The sequence below is a fragment of the Ectothiorhodospira magna genome, assembly GCF_900110965.1.
Classification (GTDB): Bacteria; Pseudomonadota; Gammaproteobacteria; order Ectothiorhodospirales; family Ectothiorhodospiraceae; genus Ectothiorhodospira; species Ectothiorhodospira magna.
This window is the reverse complement of sequence record NZ_FOFO01000010.1, coordinates 34,266-50,955: the sequence shown is the minus strand read 5'-3', so window position 1 is coordinate 50,955 and position 16,690 is coordinate 34,266. Positions and strand designations below refer to the sequence as shown.

General features: G+C 64.1%; 15 protein-coding genes. 8 read left to right on the top strand and 7 right to left on the bottom strand.

Annotation, left to right across the window (positions count from 1 at the left end; genetic code table 11):
- Positions 1 to 5: 5 nt before the first annotated feature.
- The 4 genes from pyk to BMX62_RS05500 all read left to right on the top strand — a co-directional run bounded on the left by pyk (position 6) and on the right by BMX62_RS05500 (position 4,122).
- Positions 6 to 1,448 carry a pyruvate kinase gene (gene pyk, locus BMX62_RS05515; protein ID WP_090205568.1) on the top strand — a complete coding sequence of 481 codons (1,443 nt, stop codon included), beginning with the start codon at positions 6 to 8 and terminating at the stop codon, positions 1,446 to 1,448.
- 83 nt (positions 1,449 to 1,531) lie between these two features.
- Positions 1,532 to 2,596 carry a class II fructose-bisphosphate aldolase gene (fba, locus tag BMX62_RS05510; RefSeq protein ID WP_090205565.1) on the top strand — a complete coding sequence of 355 codons (1,065 nt, stop codon included), beginning with the start codon at positions 1,532 to 1,534 and terminating at the stop codon, positions 2,594 to 2,596.
- A gap of 104 nt (positions 2,597 to 2,700) precedes the next feature.
- Entirely contained in the window at positions 2,701 to 3,765 is a 1,065-nt protein-coding gene (locus BMX62_RS05505; protein WP_090205560.1) for a phospholipase A, read from the top strand.
- 24 nt (positions 3,766 to 3,789) lie between these two features.
- Positions 3,790 to 4,122 (top strand): DUF3634 family protein, encoded by a 333-nt coding sequence (locus BMX62_RS05500; protein ID WP_090205557.1) that lies wholly within the window; start codon positions 3,790 to 3,792, stop codon positions 4,120 to 4,122.
- On the opposite strand, the gene mtgA is transcribed toward BMX62_RS05500, so the two are convergent.
- Together mtgA and BMX62_RS05490 are read right to left on the bottom strand one after the other, a co-directional pair.
- Positions 4,119 to 4,877 carry a monofunctional biosynthetic peptidoglycan transglycosylase gene (gene mtgA, locus BMX62_RS05495; protein WP_090205552.1) on the bottom strand — a complete coding sequence of 253 codons (759 nt, stop codon included), beginning with the start codon at positions 4,875 to 4,877 and terminating at the stop codon, positions 4,119 to 4,121. The genes BMX62_RS05500 and mtgA overlap by 4 nt on opposite strands.
- Before the next feature lie 72 nt (positions 4,878 to 4,949).
- The gene (locus tag BMX62_RS05490) at positions 4,950 to 5,675 is read right to left on the bottom strand and encodes an arginyltransferase (RefSeq protein WP_202906214.1); all 726 of its coding nucleotides are present in this window, start codon (positions 5,673 to 5,675) and stop codon (positions 4,950 to 4,952) included.
- A 214-nt stretch (positions 5,676 to 5,889) separates the two neighbouring features.
- Here BMX62_RS05490 and metH point away from each other — a divergent pair, with 214 nt between their 5' ends.
- A complete protein-coding gene (gene metH / locus BMX62_RS05485) occupies positions 5,890 to 9,651 on the top strand; it encodes a methionine synthase (RefSeq protein ID WP_090205549.1) in 3,762 nt (1,253 codons plus the stop codon).
- Between the two features lie 35 nt (positions 9,652 to 9,686).
- Positions 9,687 to 11,228, top strand: a complete 1,542-nt coding sequence (locus tag BMX62_RS05480; protein ID WP_090205545.1) for a bifunctional GNAT family N-acetyltransferase/carbon-nitrogen hydrolase family protein — start codon at positions 9,687 to 9,689, stop codon at positions 11,226 to 11,228.
- A gap of 24 nt (positions 11,229 to 11,252) precedes the next feature.
- Here the strand turns inward: BMX62_RS05480 and BMX62_RS05475 are convergent, their stop codons facing one another.
- The 5 genes from BMX62_RS05475 to BMX62_RS05455 form a co-directional block, all read right to left on the bottom strand.
- Positions 11,253 to 11,837 carry an FKBP-type peptidyl-prolyl cis-trans isomerase gene (locus BMX62_RS05475; protein ID WP_202906211.1) on the bottom strand — a complete coding sequence of 195 codons (585 nt, stop codon included), beginning with the start codon at positions 11,835 to 11,837 and terminating at the stop codon, positions 11,253 to 11,255.
- A 4-nt stretch (positions 11,838 to 11,841) separates the two neighbouring features.
- Positions 11,842 to 12,537, bottom strand: a complete 696-nt coding sequence (locus tag BMX62_RS05470) for an SDR family oxidoreductase (protein WP_090205542.1) — start codon at positions 12,535 to 12,537, stop codon at positions 11,842 to 11,844.
- A 61-nt stretch (positions 12,538 to 12,598) separates the two neighbouring features.
- Positions 12,599 to 13,684, bottom strand: coding sequence for a nickel/cobalt transporter (locus BMX62_RS05465; RefSeq protein WP_090205539.1), 1,086 nt, complete (start codon positions 13,682 to 13,684; stop codon positions 12,599 to 12,601).
- Positions 13,672 to 14,340 (bottom strand): DUF1007 family protein, encoded by a 669-nt coding sequence (locus BMX62_RS05460; RefSeq protein WP_090205535.1) that lies wholly within the window; start codon positions 14,338 to 14,340, stop codon positions 13,672 to 13,674. Before BMX62_RS05460 ends, BMX62_RS05465 begins: the two co-directional genes overlap by 13 nt.
- A 29-nt stretch (positions 14,341 to 14,369) precedes the next feature.
- The gene (locus BMX62_RS05455) at positions 14,370 to 15,251 is read right to left on the bottom strand and encodes a 5'-3' exonuclease (protein WP_238375872.1); all 882 of its coding nucleotides are present in this window, start codon (positions 15,249 to 15,251) and stop codon (positions 14,370 to 14,372) included.
- Positions 15,252 to 15,358: 107 nt separating this feature from the next.
- On the opposite strand from BMX62_RS05455, the gene BMX62_RS05450 reads away from it, so the two are divergent.
- Together BMX62_RS05450 and BMX62_RS05445 are read left to right on the top strand one after the other, a co-directional pair.
- Positions 15,359 to 15,613 carry a DUF6489 family protein gene (locus BMX62_RS05450; protein WP_090205532.1) on the top strand — a complete coding sequence of 85 codons (255 nt, stop codon included), beginning with the start codon at positions 15,359 to 15,361 and terminating at the stop codon, positions 15,611 to 15,613.
- Positions 15,614 to 15,690: 77 nt separating this feature from the next.
- The gene (locus tag BMX62_RS05445; RefSeq protein WP_090205529.1) at positions 15,691 to 16,671 is read left to right on the top strand and encodes a malate dehydrogenase; all 981 of its coding nucleotides are present in this window, start codon (positions 15,691 to 15,693) and stop codon (positions 16,669 to 16,671) included.
- Positions 16,672 to 16,690 lie beyond the last annotated feature (19 nt).

Below are 16,690 nucleotides of genomic sequence, written 5' to 3'. Positions count from 1 at the left end.
CCGACATGCGTAGAACCAAGATCGTAGCAACCCTGGGACCGGCCACGGACAGCCCGTCCGCCATGGGCGCGCTGGTGAAGGCCGGCGTGGACGTGGTGCGCATCAACTTTTCCCACGGCGATCCGGACGATCACCGCAAGCGGGTGGCCCTGTTGCGGGAGACCGCCCGGAAAGCCTCGCGCATCGTCGCCGTGCTGGGGGATTTGCAAGGCCCGAAGATCCGCACCGCCCGGTTTGCCTCGGGCAGCGTGATCCTGCGGGAGGGCGATGACTTTATTCTGGATGCAGCGCTGGACCCTAATGCCGGCACCCGGGAACAGGTGGGCATCACCTACAAGGCACTGCCCGGGGACGTCAGCCCCGGCGACAGCCTGCTGCTGGACGATGGTCGCCTGGTGCTGACGGTGGAACGGGTGGACGGGCCGCGGATCCATACCCGCGTGGCCGTGGGCGGCACCCTGTCCAACAACAAGGGCATCAACCGTCAGGGGGGCGGCCTGTCCGCTCCCGCCATCACCGACAAGGACCGGGAGGACATCCGCCTGGCCGCCGAACTGGACGTGGACTTTCTGGCCATCTCCTTTCCCCGTAGCGCCGCCGACGTCAATCGCGCCCGGGAACTGTTGCGGGAGGCCGGCGGGCAGGGCGCCATCTGCGCCAAGATCGAACGGGCCGAGGCGGTGGACGCCATCGACGAGATCCTCACCGCCACCGATGTGATCATGATTGCCCGGGGCGACCTGGGGGTGGAGATCGGAGACGCGGAATTGCCAGGGGTGCAAAAGCGCCTGATTCAGCAGGCCCGTACCCGCAACCGGGTGGTGATCACCGCCACCCAGATGATGGAATCCATGATCCAGAGCCCGATCCCCACCCGGGCCGAGGTGTTCGACGTGGCCAATGCGGTACTGGACGGCACCGACGCGGTCATGCTCTCCGGGGAGACAGCCACCGGCCACTATCCCCACAAGGCGGTGGAGGCCATGGGGCGGATCTGCGAGGCGGCGGAGCGCCAGCGCAGCGCCCGGGTGTCCACCCACCGCATGGACAGCTACTTTGAACGGGTGGACGAGGCCATTGCCATGGCCACCATGTACACCGCCAACCACCTGGATGTGCGCGCCATCGCCGCCATGACCGAATCCGGCTCCACGGCCCAATGGATGTCCCGCATCAGTTCCGGCATCCCCATTTTTGCCATGACCCGGCACGAATGCACCTGTCGCCGCATGACCCTGTACCGGGGGGTCTATCCGGTCCTGTTCGAGAGCGACAATGTCAGCCATGCGGCCAACAACCGTCAGGTGGTGGCCATGCTCCAGGAGGCGGGCATTGTGGAGGATGGCGATCTGGTGATCATCACCAAGGGAGATCTCACCGGCGTCATGGGTGGCACCAACGCCATGAAGATCGTCCAGGTGGGGGCATTGCAGGACTTTGCTCCGTAGGCGCCCTTGATTCTCGAACCCATAACGACAACGATACCGAACCCCATCGCGATTCGCCGATCACAACCCACAGGAGGTCCTTCATGGCCCTGATTTCTTTGAGACAGTTGCTGGACCATGCCGCCGAGCACGGTTACGGCATGCCCGCCTTCAACGCCAACAACATGGAGCAGGTGCATGCGGTCATGCAGGCCGCCGACGAGGTGGATGCGCCGGTGATCATCCAGGCTTCCGCCGGTGCCCGCAAATATGCCGGCGAACCCTTCCTGCGCCACCTGATCATTGCCGCGGCGGAACAATATCCCCATATTCCCATCGTGCTGCACCAGGACCATGGCGGTGAACCGGCGGTGTGCCTGTCCTCCATCCAGTCCGGCTTCACCTCGGTGATGATGGACGGCTCCCTGATGCCCGACATGAAGACCCCTTCCACCTATGAGTACAACGTGGAAGTGACCCGCCAGGTGACCGAGATGGCCCATTGGCTGGGGGTATCCGTGGAAGGGGAACTGGGCTGCCTGGGTTCCCTGGAGACCGGCATGGCCGGCGAGGAAGACGGTTCCGGCGCCGAAGGCCAGCTGTCCCATGACCAGCTGCTCACCGACCCGGACGAGGCCGCCGACTTCGTCAAGAAGACCGGCGTGGATGCCCTGGCCATCGCCATCGGCACCAGCCACGGCGCCTACAAGTTCACCCGTCCGCCCACCGGCGACATCCTGGCCATCCAGCGCATCAAGGAGATCCATGCCCGCGTCCCCAACACCCATCTGGTGATGCATGGCTCTTCTTCCGTGCCCCAGGACTGGCTCAAGATCATCAACGAGCACGGCGGCGACATGGGCGAGACCTACGGCGTGCCGGTGGAAGAGATCCAGGAAGGCATCAAGCACGGTGTGCGCAAGGTGAACATCGACACCGACCTGCGCATGGCCTCCACCGGTGCCATTCGCAGATTCCTGACGGAAAACCCCAAGGAATTCGATCCCCGCAAGTTCCTCAAGGTCTCCACCGCCGCCATGAAGGACATCTGCAAGGCCCGCTACGAAGCCTTCGGCTGTGCCGGCATGGCCTCCCGGATCAAGCCCGTGGGCCTGGAAGCCATGGCCAAGCGCTACAAGTCCGGCGAACTGGCGCCCAAGGTGCAGTAAACGCCCCACAAGCCCCTCTCCCCTCGCGGGAGAGGGGTTGGAGTGAGGGGGGTGGGATTCTGCTACAGTGCCGACAACCGGCACACCACCCCCTTCTTTATTCCATGCATGCACATACCCTACGTTTCTTCGCCCTTGTTCCCTTCCTGCTGTTTTTGCCCACTTCGGTACTGGCGACCCCGCTGACCGAAGCCCTGCAGTCCTGCGCCGGCATCACCGATGATACCGCCCGCCTGACCTGCTACGACCATCTGGCGACACAATCTGGCCCCCATGATCAGGATAGGTCTCCGACTCCCTTGCCGAGAATCCTGGCCCTGCCTGGTCCCGCCGAGGCACGGGACCCGGACCCGAACCGCCGGCCCAGCTCCCGCATCGACGCCGTCTGGGGCTTTGCCCCGGATAGCAGCCGTTATGTCATCGCCTCCCACCGTCCCAGCTACCTGCTGCCGGCCCGTTACAGCGACCGTCCCAACGAACAGCCCTTCTCGCCCCTGGCGGCACTGGCTGACGTGGAAAGGGCAAAGCTCGACCCGGTGGAAGCCAGATTCCAGTTCAGTTTCAAGACCCGGCTCTGGACCACGGACGACCGCCGCTGGGGTCTTTGGGGGGCCTACACCCAGCAGAGTCAGTGGCAGGTCTATAACGACAAGGACGGGGCATCGCGGCCCTTTCGTGAAACCAACTACATGCCGGAACTGATCCTGAGCTACCGGCCCGAGCTGTCCCTGGGGGGCTTTCATTGGCGCCTGCTCAACGTGGGCTACAACCACCAGTCCAATGGTCGTGCCGAGCCCCTGTCCCGCAGCTGGGACCGGCTGTTTGCCGAAGTGGGGGTGGAGCGGGGCGACCTGGTCCTCAATGCCCGGGTCTGGCACCGGGTCCAGGAAAGCGATACCCGGGACGATAATCCGGATATCACCGATTATCTGGGGTACGGCGACCTCACCGCCTTCTGGCAGCGGGGCGGTCACAGCTACACCCTGATGCTCAGGGGCCGTCCCGCCACCGGCAAGGGCGCCGTCCAGGCCACCTGGATGAGCCCCCCGATACTGGGGCCGCTACGGGCCTATACCCAGGTTTTCAGCGGCTACGGGGAGAGCATGATCGACTACAACTGGCGCCAGAACACCCTGGGCTTCGGACTGGCCCTGAGTGATCTGTACTGACCCACATCCTTGATGGAGACGACCATGGTCCTGCCCCTGATTTTGATGGTATCGATCCTGCTGTTGGGCCTGGCCCTGTTGTTGTGGCATGCCCGCACCGCCTTTGTCATCACCCTGGAGAAAGGCGGTGCGCGAACCCTGCGGGGAACGCCGCCGCCGGGTTTCCTGCGAGGCTGTGATGAGGTGGCGCGGATGTATCGTCTCACCCAGGGGCGCATCAGCGGTGTCCGAACCGCCCAGGGGGTGCAGCTGCGCTTCTCCCGGGAGATCCCGGCCCATGCCCACCAGCCCTTTCGCAATGTCTGGACACCCCCCACGGACGGTGGGGGTGGTGGCGGTCATCGGGCTGCGGGTTAAGGTGTCACCGGTTCAGGGTCCGTGTCCCAAAACGCCTGCAAAAAACCGGTTCCGCCCAGGGTATTCATCTGGCGTTCTATCCAGGCCTGCCGGGCGCGGACATAATCCGAGGGCGCGGCCACCCGGTATCGCACCGGCCCTGGTAGCACCGCCGCCAGCAGGGCCGCTTCGGCGCCGGTCAATTCCGCCGCCGGCTTGTCGAAATAAATCCGGCTGGCAGCGCCGACGCCGTACACATTGGGGCCAAACTGAGCCACATTCAGATACACCTCCAAAATGCGCTCCTTGGGCCACAGGGCTTCGATCAGGATGGTCAGATACGCTTCAATGATCTTGCGGCTCAGACTGCGGTCGGGCCACAAAAAGACATTTTTGGCCACCTGCTGGGACAGGGTGCTGGCTCCGCGCAGGCGCCCCCCATCCCGGTACTCATCAATCGCCGCCCGTATGGACAGAAAGTCAAACCCCCGGTGCTCCAGAAAACGCTGATCCTCTGCGGCGATGACAGCCAGGGCGGCCTGGGGAGAAATCCCTTGTCGCGGTACCCACTCATGGTTGACCGGAATGGTGCCGATGGCGGGGCGGGAGGACCACTGATGTTGCAACATGAAGGACGTGGTGGGCGGGTCTATCCAGCGCAAACTGCCTACGATCAGGGCGCTGATCAGCACCAGCACCGCCAGCAGGGCCAGGAGCCAGCGCAACAGATGCCGCCAGAGGGAGCGACGACGAGGGGGAGAGGGACGTTTTCGCACTGGAGCACTATCGCAATTTCCGATGCAGATCGGAAGCCATCGGTATCGTTGGCTTTTGCAGTTTTGGCAACTTCAGGTTACCGCTGCCGTCCAGATGCCGTTGACAAGCCTTTCCCCTGGCCGGAACCGGTTCTTGTAGGCCATTTTCCGGCTGCCGGGGTTCCAGTAGCCCAGATAGACATGGGTCAACCCTTCTTCCCGTGCCCGCTGGATCTGCCATAGCACCGCCAGGGTACCCAGGCTCCGTGCCTGGGCTGCCGGGTCGAAAAAGGTGTACACCGCCGACAGGGCATCGGGCAGCCGGTCCACCACCGCCACCCCCAGCAAGGCATCCTGTTCCCGAAACTCCACCAGCCAGGTCCGGCACCACTGGCTGGTCACGAACCCCAGATAACTGTCCGGCGTGGGGTTGTCCATACCACCGCCCCGGTGGCGCTGGTTCACATAGGCCGCATACAGGCGATAGTGGACCGGATCAAATGCCGCATCCCGGATGGTGGCCGCAATGCCGGCGTTGCGTTTGAGCACCCGGCGCTGCCCCCGATCCGGGTTAAATCCGGCCACCGGCACGCGGTAAGGGATGCAGGCCCGGCACTGGGGGCATTGGTGGCGATAGACATGGTTACCGCTGCGGCGAAAACCGTGTTGCAACAGGTTGCCGTAGAGCGCCGTGTCCATCGGACCCTCCGGGTCGGCGAACAGGCTCACCATCCGCCGCTCCCGCAGATAGGGGCAATCATCGGGGGTGGTGGCGTAGAAGATCAGGGATGCATGGCGGGACACGGTATCCGTCCGCATAATTACAGGCAAAAAAGCCGCCAATGGCGACTCACGGCCCGGAATCGGACCCTCTGGCAGAGTGTAGCCTGAGTCGCGCCCCGGATCTCTGACCTGGATCAGTTGCCCCTGGATGAAGGGAGATTCCCATCCCCAGGGCGGGATGGAGTGCCTACGAACAGGTCCGACAGACATGGTATGCTGCAGGGCTTTGATGATGACCGGATCGCCATTGATGAATACCGACCGACTCACCCAGCTGCACCAGGAGATCCAGCGCCGCATCATGATTCTGGATGGTGGCATGGGTACCATGATCCAGGGTTATGGATTGCAGGAAGCCGATTACCGGGGCGCGCGTTTCGCTGACTGGCCGTCGGACATCAAGGGCAACAACGACCTGCTGGTGCTGACCCAGCCGGGCATCATCCGCGAGGTCCACGCCGCCTACCTGGAGGCCGGCGCCGATATCCTCGAAACCAACACCTTCAACGCCACCCGCATCGCCATGGCCGACTATGGCATGGAAGACCTGGTGCCGGAGATCAACCGGGAGGCCGCCCGCCTGGCTCGGGAAGTGGCCGACGAATACACCCGCAAGACCCCGGACCGTCCCCGCTATGTGGCCGGCATCCTCGGCCCCACCAACCGTACCGCCAGCATTTCCCCGGACGTCAACGACCCGGGTTTTCGCAACGTCTGGTTCGACGAACTGGTGGCCGCCTACCGGGAGGCCGCCGAGGCCCTGCTGGACGGCGGGGTGGACATCCTGATGATCGAAACCGTCTTCGACACCCTCAACGCCAAGGCCGCCGTGTTTGCCGTGGAAGGCCTGTTCGAGGACCGGGGCGAACGCTGGCCGGTGATGATCTCCGGCACCATCACCGATGCCTCCGGCCGCACCCTCACCGGCCAGACCACCGAGGCCTTCTGGAACAGCCTGCGCCACGCAAGACCCTTCTCCATCGGCCTCAACTGCGCCCTGGGACCGAAGGAACTGCGGCCCTATGTGGAAGAACTCTCCCGCATCGCCGACACCCATGTCTCCGCCCACCCCAATGCGGGTCTGCCCAACGAGTTCGGCGGCTATGACGAGACTCCGGCGCAGATGGCCGAGGAGATCTCCGAATGGGCCGGCAGCGGTCTGCTGAACATCGTCGGCGGCTGTTGCGGCACCACCCCGGACCATATCCGGGCCATCCGCGAGGCGGTGGAGAAACATCCTCCCCGTCCGCTGCCGAAGATCACCCCCGCCTGCCGCCTGTCGGGTCTGGAGCCCTTCAACATCACCGCCGACACCCTGTTCGTGAACGTGGGGGAGCGCACCAACGTCACCGGCAGCGCCCGCTTCAAGCGCCTGATCAAGGACGGTGACTACGAAACCGCCCTGGAGGTGGCCGCCGAGCAGGTGGAAAACGGTGCCCAGGTCATCGACGTGAACATGGACGAGGGCATGCTGGACGCACTGGAGGCCATGAAGCGGTTCCTCTGCCTGGCCGCCGCCGAGCCGGACATCTCCCGGGTGCCGGTGATGATCGATTCCTCCAAATGGGAGGTGATCGAGACCGGCCTCAAGTGCATCCAGGGCAAGGGCATCGTCAACTCCATCTCCCTCAAGGAAGGGGAGGAGAGCTTCGTCCACCAGGCCCGCCTGCTGCGGCGCTACGGCGCGGCGGTGGTGGTCATGGCCTTCGACGAGACCGGTCAGGCGGATACCGAGGACCGCAAGGTGGAGATCTGCCGGCGGGCTTATCACATCCTCACCGAGGTGGTGGGCTTCCCCGCCGAGGACATCATCTTCGACCCCAACATCTTTGCCGTGGCCACCGGCATCGAGGAGCACAACAACTACGGCGTGGACTTCATCGAGGCCACCCGCCGCATCAAGCAGACCCTGCCCCATGCCCTGGTGTCCGGGGGGGTCTCCAACGTCTCCTTCTCCTTCCGGGGCAACAATCCGGTGCGGGAGGCGATTCACGCCGTGTTCCTCTACCACGCCATCCGCGCGGGCATGGACATGGGCATCGTCAATGCCGGTCAGCTGGTGGTCTATGACGAGATCGAGCCGGACCTGCGTGAGCGGGTGGAGGACGTGGTCCTCAACCGCCGTTCCGATGCCACCGAGCGCCTGCTGGAGATTGCCGACCGGTTCCGCGACACCGGCGGCGAGACCCGCAAGGAAGACCTGGCCTGGCGGTCGCTGCCCGTGGCCAAGCGTCTGGAGCATGCCCTGGTGAAGGGCATCGACGCCTTTGTGGTGGAAGACACGGAAGAGGCGCGCCTGACCTTCGACCGGCCCATTCATGTCATTGAAGGCCCCCTCATGGATGGCATGAACGTGGTGGGGGATCTGTTCGGTGCCGGCAAGATGTTCCTGCCCCAGGTGGTCAAGTCCGCCCGGGTGATGAAGAAGGCCGTAGCCCACCTGATCCCCTACATCGAGGCGGAAAAGAGCGGTGATTCGAAGAACAACGGTCGCATCCTCATGGCTACGGTGAAGGGAGATGTCCACGACATCGGCAAGAATATCGTCGGCGTGGTGCTCCAGTGCAACAACTTCGAAGTCATCGACCTGGGGGTCATGGTGCCCGCGCAAAAGATCCTGGAGGCGGCTCGGGAACACAAGGTGGACGTGATCGGCCTGTCCGGCCTGATCACCCCGTCCCTGGAGGAGATGTCCCATCTGGCGGCGGAACTGCAGCGGGAAGGCTTCGGCACGCCGCTGATGATCGGTGGCGCCACCACCTCCCGTGCCCATACCGCGGTGAAGATCGCCCCCGGCTATGACGGGGTCACCGTCTGGGTGAAGGATGCCTCCCGGGCGGTGGGGGTGGCCCAGAGTCTGGTCAGCCCGGAGCTGCGGGGCCCTTACGGAGAGAAGATCCGCGCCGAATATGCGGAGGTGCGCCAGCAGCATGCCGCCCGCCGCAAGACCCAGGACTGGCTCACCCTGGAAGAGGCCAGGGCCAACCGGACGCCGGTGGACTGGTCCGGTTACACCCCGCCGCGCCCCGCCATTTTAGATATGGACCTGGCCCCGTCCGTGGGCGGCCCGGCCCCGGAGGTGCTGCGTCTTCATGGCCCCGACTGTATCCTGCTGCGATTTGACCACTACCCCCTGGACCGGCTGGTGGAGTACATCGACTGGACCCCGTTCTTCCGTGCCTGGGATCTGCATGCCGCCTATCCCCGCATCCTGGAAGACGAGATCGTGGGCGAGGAAGCCACCCGGCTGTTTGCCGATGCCCAGCCCATGCTGCGCCGGATCATCGACGAGGGCTGGCTCCGGGCCCGGGCGGTGGTGGGCTTCTTCCCCGCCGCCAGGGTGGATGACGACGACATCCAGCTCTACCGGGACGCGGCGGGCCATGAGCCGCTGATGCGTCTGCACCACCTGCGCCAGCAGACCCGCAAGCCCCGCCAGGCCCCGAACATGTGCCTGAGCGATTTCATCGCCTGCCGGGAAAGTGGTCCGCGGGACTATCTGGGGGCCTTTGCGGTCACCGCCGGCGGCGGTATCGACGCACACGTCGCCCGCTTCGAGGCCGCCCATGACGATTATTCCGCCATCATGCTCAAGGCCCTGGCGGACCGTCTGGCGGAGGCTTTTGCCGAGCACCTGCACGAACGGGTGCGACGTGAGTTCTGGGGCTATGCCACCGGCGAGGCCCTGTCCAACGAGGACCTGATCCGGGAAAAGTACCAGGGCATCCGACCGGCCCCCGGCTATCCCGCCTGCCCGGAGCACACGGAGAAGGGCCTGTTGTGGGCACTCATCGACCCGGTGACCCATGCCGGCATGACCCTCACCGACAGCTATGCCATGTCTCCCGCCTCGTCCGTGTCCGGATTCTATTTCTCCCACCCGGAGTCCCGCTATTTTGCCGTGGGCAAGCTCAACCGGGATCAGGTGGAGGATTACGCCCGGCGCAAGGGCATGCCCCTGGAGGTCGCCGAGCGCTGGCTGGCCCCCAACCTGGGCTATGATCCAGACTGAACCGTATCCATATCGCCACATCCATCGGAGTTTCCATGCCTGAGTCCCGCGACACGGAACACGACTCGCATCGCCTGCTTTTGCGCAACACCCGTCTGGCCGATTACGACGACATCCATCACATCATGGAGGCCGTCTATCCCAATCTGGACGGCGCCTGGAGTCGGGAGCAGTTCGAATCCCAGATCCAGCGCTTTCCCGAGGGCCAGATCTGCATCGAGGACAATGGCCGGGTGGTGGCGGCGGCCATCAGCCTGATCGTGGACTACCGGCGCTGGGGCGACCGTCACAAATACTGGGAGATCACCGGCAAGGGCTTTCTCACCACCCATGACCCGGACGGCGACACCCTCTACGGCGTGGACGTGTTCGTGGACCCGGAATACCGGGGCATGCGCCTGGGGCGCCGTCTCTACGACGCCCGCAAGGAACTGTGCGAAAAGCTCAACCTGCGGGCCATCGTCGCCGGCGGCCGCATCCCCGGCTATGCCCGTCACCGGGAGGAGATGAGCCCCCAGCAGTATGTGGAACTGGTGAAGTCCCATGAACTCACCGACCCGGTGCTTACCTTCCAGCTGTCCAACGACTTCCATGTGCGCCGGATCATCCACGACTACCTGCCCGACGACAAGGAATCCCACGCCTACGCCACCCTGCTGGAGTGGATCAACATCTACTACGAGGAGAAGGAAACCCTCATCGGCGCCACCAAGCAGGTGGTGCGGGTGGGGGCGGTGCAATGGCAGATGCGGCCACTGAAATCCCTCGACGAACTGCTGCAGCATGTGGAGTATTTCGTCGACGCGGTGTCCGGCTATCAGGCCGACGTGGTGCTGTTTCCGGAATTCTTCAATGGTCCGCTGATGGGCCAGTTCAACCAGGACAACACCGCCGAGGCGGTGCGTCATCTGGCCGACTACACCGACACCCTGCGCCAGGAGATGGTGAACCTGGCCCTGGCCTACAACATCAACATCATCGCCGGCAGCATGCCCGAGTACGATGGCCGGGAACTGCGCAACGTCTCCTACCTGTGCCGCCGGGACGGCAGCTGGGACAAGCAGTACAAGCTGCACATCACCCCGGACGAGCGATCCTACTGGGGCCTGAAGGGGGGAGACAAGGTGCGCATCTTCGAGACGGATTTTGGCAAGATCGGCATCCTGATCTGCTACGACGTGGAGTTCCCCGAACTGCCCCGGCTGCTGGCGGACCAGGGCCTGCAGATCCTGTTCGTGCCGTTCTGGACCGACACCAAGAACGCCTACCTGCGGGTGCGTCGCTGTGCCCAGGCCCGGGCCATCGAGAATGAGTGCTACGTGGTCATCTCCGGCAGCGTGGGCAATCTGCCCAAGGTGGAGAACATGGACATGCAGTATTCCCAGGCGGCGGTGTTCACGCCCTCGGACTTCGCCTTCCCCCACGACGCGGTGGCCGCCGAGGCCACCCCCAATACCGAGATGACCCTGATCGCCGATCTGGACCTGGACAATCTCAAGGAACTGCGCACCCACGGGGCGGTGCGCAACCTGGTGGATCGGCGGCTGGACCTGTACGAGGTGCGCTGGAAGCGTTGAGGGCCGGTGCCGGGGGCCGGTTTTTCAGCCGATCCCCGGCACCGTCTGCTGCATGGGGTCCGCCGGCGGCGGGTCTTCCGGTTCCATCGGAGCCAGCACCTCCAGCAGTTCCAGTTCAAAGATCAGGGTTTCCCCCGGCCCGATGACGGCGCCGGCCCGGCCCTCGCCGTAGGCCAGCCAATGGGGCACCACCAGCCGCGCCTGGCTGCCCGCGGGCATGTTCACCAGGGCCTCCCGCCAGCCGGGAATGGTGTCCTTCACCGCCACCACCGACGGCACCGCCCGGCGCCAGGAACTGTCGAACACCCGGCCATCCAGATGCAGACCCCGGTAATGGACCACCACCCGGTCTTCCAGGGTGGGCGTGGGGCCATCCCCCTGGGCCAGCATTTCCACCTGCAGGCCGCTGGACAGGGTCACCACCCCGTCCCGGCGGCCATTGCGGCTGCGATAGACCTCGCCCTCCTCGATGTTCATCTCCACCAGCAGGCGGGCCTCTTCCACCTGTTCCGGCGTCACCCCGCAACTGCGGGCGCCCAGGAACAGGGCCACCAGCAGCACCAGACTCAGGGCCGCCAGGAACAGCACATTGCGCAGCAGACTCAGCACCCGGTCACCAGGGGATGTCGCTGCCGTCGATGTCGATGAACCGGCCACTGTCCGCCAGGGTCAGGCGGGCGAAAATATGTCGCAGGGCGGTGGCACTCTCGGTGGTATCCAGCTCCCCGTTGGGGCCGCCCATGTCCGTGCGCACCCAGCCCGGATGCTGGGCCACCACGGTGATCTTCCTGGCCTGGAGATCCCGTGCCGCACTGACCACGACGGCATTGAGGGCGGCCTTGGTGGAACGGTAGATGTAGGCACCGCCGGAACCGTTGTCCCCCATGCTGCCCATCTTGCTGGTGATATTGACCATCAGGCGCCGTTCACTGGCGGCCACCCGGTCCACCAGGGCTTCCATGATTTTCAGGGGGGCGATGGTGTTGATGCGCAGGGTCTCCACCCAGGCCGCCTCGTCGGTCTGACCAAAGGGGGTGGCCGGGCCGTAGCTGCCGGCGTTGTTGATCAGGATGTCCACCGGGGTGTCGGTGAGCACCCCCGCCAGGGCCGCCACCTGGGCGGGCTGGGTGACATCCAGGGGATGCACGCTGACCCGGCCCTGGGTCCTGGCCGCCAGTCGGCTCAGTTCCGGGGCCTTTTCCGGGTGCCGGCAGGCGGCAAATATCCGTGCTCCAGTCTCGGCATACTGTTGTACCAATGCCAGCCCGATACCGCGATTGGCGCCTGTAATGACGATGGTTTCTGCCACGATCTGTTTCTCCTTACTCTTTTAGGGATGGTGGTGACGGGGTCGTCAGGATGTCCGCCGTTTACAGACCAAGGGGATGGCGTCCTGCACTGCCCAGACTGCCGGCCAGCAACAGCAGGCCCAGACCCAAAATCAACAGCCCACCCATGAGGGTAACGGTCTGACCCACCCAGGCCATGATACGGTATTCGCCACCGCCTGCCAGTCGAACCGCCAGATGGCGGGCCTTGACCGCCAGGATGGCCAGGACCGATACGGTGATGGCCGTGCCCAGAGACATGGCCAGGACAGCAAAGATACCCGCCAGCCATAGCCCCAGCAGATGGGCGGCCACCAGCACCAGGATGGCGCCGGTGCAGGGACGGATACCCACCGCCACGATGGTGGCGATCATGGCAGACAGACTGCCGGCCTCGGCGGCCTGTTGCGGAGTGACATGATGGGGATGGCCACAGCCACAACCGGGGCCGTGGGGATGGGTGACGTCCTGGGGCAGGGCAGGCCGCAGACCATGACCACCTCCCTGGACAGCAGTCACCGGTTGCCACTGGACCGGCGCCGGTGCCGGCGTCCGATACAGCCGCAGATAACCCCGTATCGCCCGCAGGCTGAGCCAGACCCCCAGCAAGGCCACCAGGGCAAAGCTGATCTGCTCCAGCAGGTAGGCCTGACCCATGGCTTCACGAGCGGCCATGCCGGCAATCAGCAGGACACCGGACACCAGGGCAATGGCGGTGATGCCCTGTAGCATGGCCGAGGCAAAGGACAGGCTCAGGGCGCGCCGCAGATGCTGCCGATGGGTGAGCAGGTAGGTGGTGATCACCGCCTTGCCGTGGCCGGGTCCGGCGGCATGGAAGATGCCGTAGAGAAAGCTCACCAGAATCAGCGCCCCGGCACTGGCCGGGCCGGGATTTTCCCGAACCTGCTGCATGCCATCGGCCAGTTGACGATGGAGTTGGCGCTGCTGGGTGATCACCCAGGCCACCAGACGATCCCCCAGGCTGGCTTCTGCCGGAGGGTCATCCTCGAACAGCATCAGCGGCTGATGGGGTGCAGCAGGCGGTGGAGCACCTCCGGTCAATGCCGAGGCATGAATCTGCAGGGGCAACAGCCATATCAGCAGGCAAAGAATGATCAGTCGGTGCATCGGATTTCAGCTCGTTCGGCAAAATGCTTGCCCAGATCCGGGTCACCGGTCTGGTCATAATCCAGGGACATGGCCCTGGCGACCATGACCGGATCGGGGCGAGGCTGACGAATACGGATCTCGCAACGCTCCGAGCCACCTTCCAGGTGGGGTGCGGTGTTTTCAGCGTGCAGGATTTCAATGAAGTAGGTGGGATCGAAGACCGCATAGCGCAAGGGCGCCTGAGTGGGATCCACAGGCTGCTGTACATGCAGACTGAAACTCAGGGCCAGGCGCCCGTTGACCTCCTTCAAGGCCGGATTCTTGGCCCGCACGTCGCGGATGACCTGGTCACCGTGATGGATTTCAGTGAAGAAATGGTAGTCGGTGAGGTTCTCGATCACCTGGCGGGCGATGTCAGCCAATTTTTCTTCCTGGCTATCACCGGCAGCGTTGTGGGCCATCTCGTCCAGCAGAAAAATACTGTAGAAGGGGTCCATCAACCAGGTTTGACGCAGCGCGGTGATCTGGCCGGCTTCATTGAATACGGCGGTGACCTCCAGATCGATCCAGGCATGGGGGTGGGCGCTGGCGGGGCCGGCGGGCACGGTCAGCCCGGCCAAAAGCAGCAGGCAGCACAGGTAACGCAGGGGTCGTATGAGGCTGGGGTGTGACATGGTTGCAAATTTACCTGACAGTCGTCGGGTTATAGGGACAGCGGCCCGGCGGTGGGGGTTCCCGCCAGACCCAGTTCCCCGTACAGGGAACGGCAACGATCCGGATCGCCAGGGCCAGGGCGCAGGTCCAGGCCGTCGGGCAGGGGTATGCCGCAATGGATGCCCGTCAGCCGTCGGGCCAGACGCACCGTGTCCTGGTGGGTGTCTATCAGCACCATCAGCCGCCTGGCGCCACGGATGGGCATGTGGGCCACCGCCGGAATATCCGCCAGCAGGGCATCCAGGCTGTCGGTGCGCCGGAGCAGGCGGGCAGCGGTGGCCATGCCCACACCGGGAATACCAGGAATATTGTCCACCTTGTCCCCCGCCAGGGCCAGTTGATCCGCCACCTGATCGGGGCGGACACCCAATGACTTGCGGATGCCTGCCGGGTCCAGACGCCGGTTCTGGCGTGGCTCCCACCATAAATCGCCCTCATGGACCAGTTGAGCCAGATCCTTGTCCCCCGTCACCAGGATCACCGGACGTCCAGCCCCACGTTCCTGGGCCGCCAGAGTGCCGATAAGATCATCCGCTTCAAACGCTGGACTGGACAGGGTGGTCAGGCCGTGGGCATCCAGTAGATCACGACAGTACTGGAACTGCTGTTTCAGGGCCACTGGGGCCGGCGGACGGTGGGCCTTGTAAGCAGGGTGAATGGCCTGGCGATACTGGCGGCCCCGGCTGTCATCGAAGGCAAAGACAATCCGTTCGGGGCGTTCTTCCTGCATCAGGGCGCGGACAAAATTCATGAAACCCACCACCGCGTTCACCGGTTGCCCCTGGGGACCGGTGAGGGTGTCGGGCAGGGCAAACCAGGCACGAAAAATGAAGATGCTGCTATCGACAAGGTAGGTGGGGGTGTTCACCATGGAGAGTGTACCAAGATAGGCTCGGGAGAAGGCTTCCCGCGGACGCAATATCTGTTAACTTGCAAAGCTGATCCCAAAACTGCCGGCTGTCCGGCGAAGGAGCTGTGATGAAGGTCACCGTGGAGTTGGATGCCACCCCGGAGGAGTTGCGTGCCTTTCTCGGGCTGCCCGATGTGGCGCCGCTACAAAAGGAAATGATGGACGATCTGGCCCGACGCATCCGGGAGGGGCAACAGGGTTATGAAGCCCTGACCCTGATGCAACCCATGTTGCAAAGCGGCATCGCCAATATGGATGCCATGCAGAAAATGTTCTGGCAGGCATTTACCCAAAGTGCCAGCGATGCTGACAAGAAAAAATGAGTCCACCGTTGCCGGCAGGCCCTTTCTGCTAGAATCCTGCCCTTGTTCATCCCATCAAGTATTCTGGAGGTAGTTTCATGAAGAACCCCGTGCGCGTTGCCGTCACCGGCGCGGCTGGCCAGATCTCCTACAGCCTCTTGTTCCGCATCGCCTCCGGCGACATGCTCGGCAAGGATCAGCCCGTTATCCTGCAGCTGCTGGAAATCACCCCGGCCATGGATGCCCTGCGCGGCGTGGTGATGGAACTGGAAGACTGTGCTTTCCCGCTGCTGGCTGGCGTGGTGATCTCCGACAAGCCGGAAGAAGCCTTTGCCCAGGCTGATTATGCCCTGCTGGTGGGTGCCCGTCCCCGTGGTCCGGGTATGGAGCGCAAGGATCTGCTGGAAGCCAATGCAGCCATTTTCTCCGTGCAGGGCAAGGCGCTCAATGCCGTGGCCAGCCGTCAGGTGAAGGTGCTGGTGGTGGGTAATCCTGCCAATACCAATGCCCTGATCGCCCAGCGCAATGCGCCGGACCTGGACCCGCGCAACTTCACCGCCATGACCCGTCTGGATCACAACCGTGCCCTGGCCCAACTGGCCGGCAAGACCGGTGCCGCCACCACGGACATCCGTCAGATGATCATCTGGGGCAACCATTCCGCCACCCAGTATCCAGACATCAGCCAGGCCACCGTAAAGGGCGATGCTGCTGCCGCGCTGGTACCCCGCGACTGGTACGAAACCGACTTCATTCCCACCGTGCAGCAGCGCGGTGCCGCAATCATCAAGGCCCGTGGAGCTTCTTCTGCCGCATCCGCCGCCGGTTCTGCCATTGATCACATCCGTGACTGGGCCCTGGGTACGCCCGATGGCGATTGGGTGAGCATGGCCGTGCCTTCCGACGGCAGCTATGGCATTGAGAAAGGGTTGATCTATTCCTTCCCGGTCACCTGCAAAAACGGGGATTACACCATTGTGCAGGGGCTGGACATCGACACCTTCAGCCGCGAGCGCATGACCGTGACCGAGCGGGAACTGCAAGAAGAGCGGGACGGCGTGGCCCATCTGCTGCCCTGAGGGCCTGTCCCCCCTTCCC